Here is a 7361-nt window from a genome sequence, read left to right as displayed (position 1 = left end):
GTAATAAGTTATGTAACTTTAAAAATTTCCGGTCAGTAAAAAAAGATGAATTCTTTTAAAAAAGAATTCATCCATAAAATAAACTATTTATTTTTATTACAGTTACATCCTTTTTTCTTTACATAGCCTTGCTCGGCTAATTCTCTTTGCGATTGGGAATTGGAAGATTGAGAATTGGAAGATTGAGAGGATGCTGAAGAGCTACTATTTTTATTATAAGAGTAGTTTTTTCGATAGTTATAATTACTCATAGTACTATCACCTCCAATTTAATATATAAATATTATATGTATGTACACTATCAATTGTTACTATTTTTAATAGGAAGAGAAGATACAATAAAAAAATCTCCTTGGTATTTTCCTAGGAGATAAATGATGATTCTTTTGAAAATTTACAAATTAATAGCCCCAGTAAAGAGGAAAGTAATAAGAATCTTGGTGATACAGATTATGTTGTTGAGCGAGGGGCTGGGTTGGATAATTTTTCATTTCACGGTTTTGATTGCAGTTTGCCGGAGGACCAATTACAGTAGTTGATTGAATAGGGGAAACCGCTTGTTTCCATTGTTGTTCATTGAGACAGTAAGTATGGGCCATCATATGAGCTGGAGTTAACCTTAAAATGTCAGAACCGAAAATAACTTCTGGAGTTGGAGCATTGAAAATAGCTAATAAATGAGTATTATTTGCTGTAGCAATTTCGTAATGCCACCACGCTTGTGGAATGTTGGCAACTTGCCCGGGTTTTATCGGTAAGTTTAATATTTGATTCGTAAATGGATTAAGTAAAGAAACAACAGCAGACCCTGAAATACAATAAACAAGTTCAGCTGCATTTTGATGAATATGTGGTTCTACAACATTTCCTGTACTTAAATAAATATCTAATAAAGAAGTATTTTCTAAAGTATTTAATTGTTTAATACCAAGTACATTTATATAATTTTGGGCATCTTTCCGAAAAAAATTACTTTTATTTACATCATAAGTAAAATTGGTTGTGGGGGAGGTATAGTCGATGTTGGCAGTCAATTGTATTACCCGCCTTTCTATAGGTAAGTTAGGTTACAAAATTAGGATATGTGTCTAGTCTTTGTTTTGTGCTGTTGTCGGTAGCTTAATAAATTCACTTATTCCATAAAGAATAAGGTGTTAAGACCAAACTATATTCGTATTCCCATTCATACTTTGGATTGATGGAAAAAAGTAATGAAAATGTTAATTTAAAATTACATCAATCATTTATAAGGAGTGAATGTTCATGTCATTTAGTGAAATGATTAGAAATGAAGTACTCAGCTGGGCGGGTGTTTCTGAAAAACCGCATCGATTTGGTGGTATTGAAATAAATTATGGCAAGAAAGAACTTGGCCATCTTCATGGTGATAAATTAGCTGATTTACCATTTCCGAAGTTAAAGCGAGATGAATTAGTGAAGCAAGGCTTGGTAAAACCACATCACGTATTACCTGAATCAGGATGGATCAGTTATTATTTAAAGAGTGAAGAGGATATTCCATTTGCAATTGAGTTATTTCGTATGCAATATGATCGAATTAAAAAGTAATGAAATAAAGTAGGATAATAAAAATTTATTTTTATGTCACATCCCTCCTTAATCGTTCGTCTTGTATGTAGAACGATTAAGGAGGGATTTTATTATGAATACACTTGATATAGCAATTGTTGGCGGTGGGCTTGCTGGATTAACAGCATCTATATATTTAGCGAAAGCTGGAAGGAAAGTGATTGTATTAGAAAAGTCCAGTCAATTCGGTGGCCGAGGGATGACTACAAATAAAAATGGAATCTGCATGAATCTTGGTGCACATGCTTTATATAGAGGCGGGGCAGCGTTTATAACTTTTAATGAGCTTGGTATGACTCTTCCAGGTGGAATACCATCTACAAAAGCACATGGAATATGGAAAGGGGATATATTCACTATCCCAACAGATTTTTACTCAATTTTATCAACACCACTACTTTCTTGGTCTGCAAAAGTACAATTCTCACGTCTTATGATTCGTTTAGGAAATTTAGATGTAGGAGAAGTTCCGAAAATGAGTCTAACTACATGGGCAGAAAATGAAATAAAAGATCCAATGGTTCGCAATATATTTTATGCGCTATGCCGAACAACAACATATACGTTTGTTCTTTGGGATTGCACAACGATTGACAGAAGAGTACACTGTTGATTTCAAAATGGTCAATGGTATACCAGGAGTTATAGTTACAATAAACAATAAAGTAACTTATGTTCTTTCGTTTGCATTTGAGGATGAGAAAATTTCAAATATTTATATGATGGTTAACCCTGAAAAACTTATGCATTTAAATGTAAAAATATAAAAAAGCGCATTTCTTCAGAAATGCGTTTTTTATTATTTTTCCAACATTTCAAGAGGTACATCTTTTTCGCCAGCTACCTCAAATTTAATTTCCCCGTCTTCTTCATAAATACGTGTAATAATCGGTATAGTAATCATTAATTTTTTATGCTGCTTTCGTTTTCGAGCAGCATCTAAGCTAATCACGTTCATTTGTAAGCATCCTTTCTTCTGGAAATATATAAACAAAGAAAATGCGTCCGAAAAGGGCGCTTAATTGAATTTGAAATACCGATTCATTTAAATGGGGTTTATATAATTTAATAACTGCAATTTTAATATGAAATAATATGAATGGAATAATTGCACGTAGAAATTAACTTTACCAAAAAACGAAACAATATGCTATAAAAAAATTCAAATCTTTGTCATATAATAGGAAAAAGGTCTTTGTTTCGCATATAATGAAAGTAGACGGGCAGCAAGAGCTTTTTCATCATATTGCTTTGGAAAGGCGATGAAAAAAATGGATACGTTAGATTCATTATTATTTCAACTTGAACAATATGGAGAAGAGCATGATCGAAATAAAAAAACACGGGAAGAAAAATTACGGAATATTACTCGTGAGATGGGGCAATTTTTATCAATTTTAGTAAAAGGGTGTAGCGCAAAAAACATTTTAGAAATCGGAACTTCTAATGGCTATTCTACATTGTGGTTAGCTAATGCGGTAGAAGAAACAAATGGAAATGTAACAACTGTAGAGCTTTCTTCAGAACGAGTTGGAGAGGCACTTGTCAATTTTGAAAAGGCAAACCTTTTACAAAGGATTGATGTTCATAATCAAGAAGCAGGGGCATTTTTAGATGCGCAATTAGATCATTCATTTGATTTTATTTTCCTAGATTCAGAGCGTACGCAATACATGTGGTGGCTTGAGCATATAAAACGCATTTTACAACCAAAGGGTTTTCTTGTTGTTGATAACGCAACCTCTCATGCAAATGAATTAGCCGAGTTTAAAAAAATGATAGAAGAAGATGAAATGTTTGAATCGGTGTTATTGGCATTTCAAAATGGAGCATTCGTAGCGCGCAAGAAGAAATAGGAGTGAGCGCAATATAATTATCACATTGAAAAAGGGTGTATGTCAAAAGATTGAGTACAGAAGGATAGGAGAACATAATTTATAGTAACATACGAAGAATCCGCCTTCAGCATGTCGTTCTCTAGGTCTTAAGTCTGAGGAAAATTATGTTGTTTACAGGTATACTTATAGTAAGAAACAGGGAATGACTGCATAAACAGGCATTTCTAAAAAAATCGATTTCAAGCAATCAGAATGTATATGAAATACGATATAATAGATGAAATATAGTGCATATAAATTCGCACATATAAATAAAGGAGCGATTTTGTTGACTGAACTCGAGAAAAAAGAACCTGTATCGATCGTGAAAGATAATAATGTAGAAGTAGTGGTTGATACAGTTATAAAAGATGCAGAATTAGAGGAACTGAATAAAGAAGCTGATCTTTATGTACAAAAGTTAAATAGCGAGCAAAATACAGATTTATCAAAAGTATTGTCTCAGCTAGGAGATTTAGGAGATAAAGAGCAACAAGCAGCAGGACAAACGTTGTCAGCATTAAAACGTCCTGTAACAGCGATGATGAATGGAAAGAACGAAGAAATTCCAAATACATTGTTAGAATTACGAAAAGTGGTATCAGAACTTGATCCGAATTCATTAAAAGCAAGTGGTATGAAGAAAATTATGTTTAAAGTATTCAAGAAAAATCCACTTGAAACATACGTGCATAAATATCAATCTATAGATAAGCAAATTGAGGAGATTATAAGATCCCTTCTAATTGGTCGTGACAACTTACAAGAAGATACAGTTGGTCTTGAAATGCTTAAAGAGCAATCGCATGATAAAATTCACGCTCTTGATAAGCAAGTATACTTAGGGAAAAAACTTGCTGGCATGCTGGAAGCTGAGAAACAAAATCCAGAACGTCAAAGAGATATTCCATTAATTAACGATGCGTTAGAAAAGATACTTGTACGTACACGTAATATGCAGCAAGCGAAAAGTGTTTTATTACAATCTATCGCATCTGTAGACATTATTAAGAAAAATAATGAAAAGTTAACAGAGGCAATTCGTAATGCAATTACGATGACGCAAAACGTTGTAACGGTTTCAGCTGCTATTCAGTTAGCGTTAACAAATCAACGGAAAACAATCGATGCAGTGAATGCGACAAATGAAGCAATTGAATCGATGGTATTAAGTAATTCTCAAGCGTTAAAACAAAATACAGAAGAAACGACAAAATTGCTTGAAAACCCTGCTATTAGCATGGATAAATTACGTGAATCATTCCAAAATGTGTTCGCTGCAATTGAAGCATCTGAAAAATCGTCAGAACGTATTATCGAGTCAAGTAAGAAGTTCGTTATTGAACTAGACACATTTAATGATGAGATGAAGCAGAAACTCATTCAGCGTCCAAGGAAATAACGGATTATTAGAGGAGGTGAACAAATGAGTTTCATTCAAACAGTATTATTACTACTCGGTACATTGCTTTTAATAGCATTTACTGTCGTTGTTTTAGTCGTATATTTCGGACGGAAGCTGTATTTTTCATGGACGAAGCCATATAAAAGAGCGCAAGATTCTTTAGACAAGTTATCAAACAAATCAATACCGTTTCTACAAGAATTTACACAACATCCACTGTTTTATCGCTGGATTCGCACTGAAGGAAAGAAAGAACAAAATACATTAAATACTCTATTTTGTGCATCAGGTCAACGTACGAGAGAACAAGTCTTCTCGATGTTACCGAAAGAAAAGCAGAAAAAAGTGCATGTAATGGCAAAAACTACGAAAAAGCTTACGAATGAAGATATTGATGTAGCTGCGATGAAAGTGAAAGATTTCTTAAGACAAGAGACACAGCAAACTGTAAAACCGACAGACTTATCATTTTACAAATTGTATTTTTATGACCGTTATCCAGACGCATTAAATACAATTCAAGCGTATAAACGCTCAATAAATCCTTCATTACAAAGAACGGTTGATGATATTACAATTTCAGTATTGAATGCACTTCCGTACTATCAAGAGCAACGCATGTTTGAACAACAACATAAACTTGAAACGTTCTTAATGAAAGATTTAACGGCCATGTTATCGTTGGTAGTACAATTACCACCTTCACAAAGACCAGAGAAAGAAGAAGAACTGAAAATCTACTTGGAAAATTTCCAAAAAGAAATGGAAGTAGTAGAGCGAGATATTCGCGACTCAATTGATCACGATTTAAATGTGAAGATGAGAGCAGCGACTGAGAAGTTTAAGAATAAATAACAAAAAGCGCCTTAAAAGCTAAGTATCACAGCTTTAGGGCGCTTTTTGTTATGAGATTTTATTTTGCACTAACGGTAGTATGACTAGAAGCCACACTTTCATTATGCAATCGATCAACTGCAGTTACGACATACGTATACGTTTCTCCAGAAATAGCGGTTTTATCTACATAAATTTCTCCAAGTGTTGTTTTTCTTACAGTAGTAAGTAAATTTTTCGGATTTTGTATATCCACTTCATTTTTCCCATTCGCGCGGTAAATAGCGTAATAAGTAGAATCATTATCTCTATTGTCAATGATACCGATTGCAATACCTTCATCTCTTGGAATGGCACCTTTTAAAGTCGGTTGTTTTGGTGGATCATGATCAAGCCAAGGCATAGGCGGAATTAATGCAGGATATTTATATATGTCTTTTGAGAGTCTATCTTTAGCTCCAAGTGGATTGTTATTAATATCTTTTAAGCTAAAATGCATACTACCTTTTATTTCAGGATATAGCCGGTTTAATGCAATTTGTCTTGGATATTCTTCTGGATCAGACCAAGCAGGGACGGAGTTATTATTAATTTTATAGGCCGCTTGACCGATGTATAGGTGAATCGGTTTGTTATTTGTTTCTTTAACCCACCAATCTACTAATATGTCATATGCAGCTGGGGTGAAACCTATATTCCAATATATTTGCGGTGTAATGTAGTCAATATATCCTTTTTGTATCCACTCACGTGTGTCAGCATAAAGGTCATCATAGTTTCTTTGGCCTGCGGTTGTGTTAGAGCCAGTCGGATCGTCAGCTATATTTCTCCATACGCCGAACGGACTAATGCCAAACTTTACATATGATTTTTCTTGTTTTATAGCAGTATTTAAATCTTTTACAAGTTCATTTACATTGTTACGTCGCCAATCTTCTATATTTGTAAATCTACCGTTATTATATGTTTCGTACGTTTTCTGATCTGGAAATTCTTCACCGGCTACTTTATATGGATAAAAATAATCATCCATATGCAGCGCATCAATATCGTAATTTTGCACGATTTCTAAAGCACCTTCTGTTATAAATTTTTTCACTTCTGGAATACCGGGATTGTAATATAACTTTCCGCCATAAGGGACAACCCAATTGGGATGTTGCCTTGCAGGGTGATTATTTGATAATCGATTTATATCGGTGTGATTCATCGTTATTCGGTATGGGTTAATCCAAGCGTGGAATTCTATATTTCTTTTATGAGTTTCTTCAATCATAAATGCAAGCGGGTCATAACCAGGATCTTTTCCTTGTGTTCCTGTAATGTATTCAGACCAAGGACCGTAATTTGAAGGATAGAAAGCATCAGCGGTTGGTTTAACTTGTACAACAACTGCATTCATACCAGTGCTTTTTACATCGTCTAATAATCTTATAAATTCTTGTTTCTGTTTTTCAATGGGTAAGCCAGTTTTTGAGGGCCAATCAATATTCAGAACAGATGCAATCCATACAGCACGTAATTCATGTTTTTTGTATGCAGTATTTACTTCAGCATAAGTAGAGTGAGGGGGAATGAAAGAGAAAGGGATGAACAAGATGACGATACAACATATCATTAATAAACGTTTAACGATCATTTATACGCCTCCCTAT

7 protein-coding genes and 2 pseudogenes are annotated in these 7361 nt (G+C 33.9%); 6 read left to right on the top strand and 3 right to left on the bottom strand.

All coding sequences use genetic code 11. The features are described from left to right. Positions 1 to 401 precede the first annotated feature (401 nt). Complete coding sequence (locus ABWK52_RS21285) at positions 402 to 1034, bottom strand: cupin domain-containing protein (protein WP_000126334.1); 633 nt, start codon at positions 1032 to 1034, stop codon at positions 402 to 404. A gap of 229 nt (positions 1035 to 1263) precedes the next feature. On the opposite strand from ABWK52_RS21285, the gene ABWK52_RS21280 reads away from it, so the two are divergent. The 3 genes and pseudogenes from ABWK52_RS21280 to ABWK52_RS21270 form a co-directional block, all read left to right on the top strand. Then, a complete protein-coding gene (locus tag ABWK52_RS21280) occupies positions 1264 to 1569 on the top strand; it encodes a luciferase domain-containing protein (RefSeq protein ID WP_000010319.1) in 306 nt (101 codons plus the stop codon). A gap of 94 nt (positions 1570 to 1663) precedes the next feature. Further along, positions 1664 to 2158 (top strand): annotated as a pseudogene (locus ABWK52_RS21275) (FAD-dependent oxidoreductase); the annotation flags it as partial. Then, positions 2148 to 2357: pseudogene (locus ABWK52_RS21270) on the top strand (RNA polymerase sigma factor SigJ); the annotation flags it as partial. The pseudogenes ABWK52_RS21275 and ABWK52_RS21270, both read left to right, overlap by 11 nt. 32 nt (positions 2358 to 2389) lie before the next feature. Here the strand turns inward: ABWK52_RS21270 and ABWK52_RS21265 are convergent. After that, positions 2390 to 2548 (bottom strand): hypothetical protein, encoded by a 159-nt coding sequence (locus tag ABWK52_RS21265; RefSeq protein ID WP_001100984.1) that lies wholly within the window; start codon positions 2546 to 2548, stop codon positions 2390 to 2392. A gap of 304 nt (positions 2549 to 2852) precedes the next feature. Here ABWK52_RS21265 and ABWK52_RS21260 point away from each other — a divergent pair, with 304 nt between their 5' ends. The 3 genes from ABWK52_RS21260 (at position 2853) to ABWK52_RS21250 (ending at position 5727) form a co-directional block, all read left to right on the top strand. Continuing rightward, the gene (locus tag ABWK52_RS21260; protein ID WP_002196489.1) at positions 2853 to 3446 is read left to right on the top strand and encodes an O-methyltransferase; all 594 of its coding nucleotides are present in this window, start codon (positions 2853 to 2855) and stop codon (positions 3444 to 3446) included. A 310-nt stretch (positions 3447 to 3756) separates the two neighbouring features. Next, positions 3757 to 4869 (top strand): toxic anion resistance protein, encoded by a 1113-nt coding sequence (locus tag ABWK52_RS21255; protein ID WP_000137396.1) that lies wholly within the window; start codon positions 3757 to 3759, stop codon positions 4867 to 4869. 24 nt (positions 4870 to 4893) lie between these two features. Further along, positions 4894 to 5727 (top strand): DUF3974 domain-containing protein, encoded by an 834-nt coding sequence (locus ABWK52_RS21250; RefSeq protein WP_000008378.1) that lies wholly within the window; start codon positions 4894 to 4896, stop codon positions 5725 to 5727. 58 nt (positions 5728 to 5785) lie between these two features. Here the strand turns inward: ABWK52_RS21250 and ABWK52_RS21245 are convergent, their stop codons facing one another. Further along, positions 5786 to 7345, bottom strand: coding sequence for a glycoside hydrolase family 10 protein (locus ABWK52_RS21245; RefSeq protein WP_000636012.1), 1560 nt, complete (start codon positions 7343 to 7345; stop codon positions 5786 to 5788). Between the last annotated feature and the right edge of the window lie 16 nt (positions 7346 to 7361).

The organism is Bacillus sp. AP50, from assembly GCF_040492675.1.
Lineage (GTDB): Bacteria > Bacillota > Bacilli > Bacillales > Bacillaceae_G > Bacillus_A > Bacillus_A cereus.
The sequence above is the reverse complement of the archived record's forward strand: the minus strand, read 5'-3'. Positions and strand labels throughout refer to the sequence as shown.

Bases quoted from the DNA above. Each gene is read 5' to 3' on its own strand.
- ABWK52_RS21280 (WP_000010319.1), top strand. From the start codon at position 1,264: ATGTCATTTAGTGAAATGATTAGAAATGAAGTACTCAGCTGGGCGGGT.
- ABWK52_RS21265 (WP_001100984.1), bottom strand. From the start codon at position 2,548: ATGAACGTGATTAGCTTAGATGCTGCTCGAAAACGAAAGCAGCATAAA.
- ABWK52_RS21260 (WP_002196489.1), top strand. From the start codon at position 2,853: ATGAAAAAAATGGATACGTTAGATTCATTATTATTTCAACTTGAACAA.
- ABWK52_RS21250 (WP_000008378.1), top strand. From the start codon at position 4,894: ATGAGTTTCATTCAAACAGTATTATTACTACTCGGTACATTGCTTTTA.
- ABWK52_RS21245 (WP_000636012.1), bottom strand. From the start codon at position 7,345: ATGATCGTTAAACGTTTATTAATGATATGTTGTATCGTCATCTTGTTC.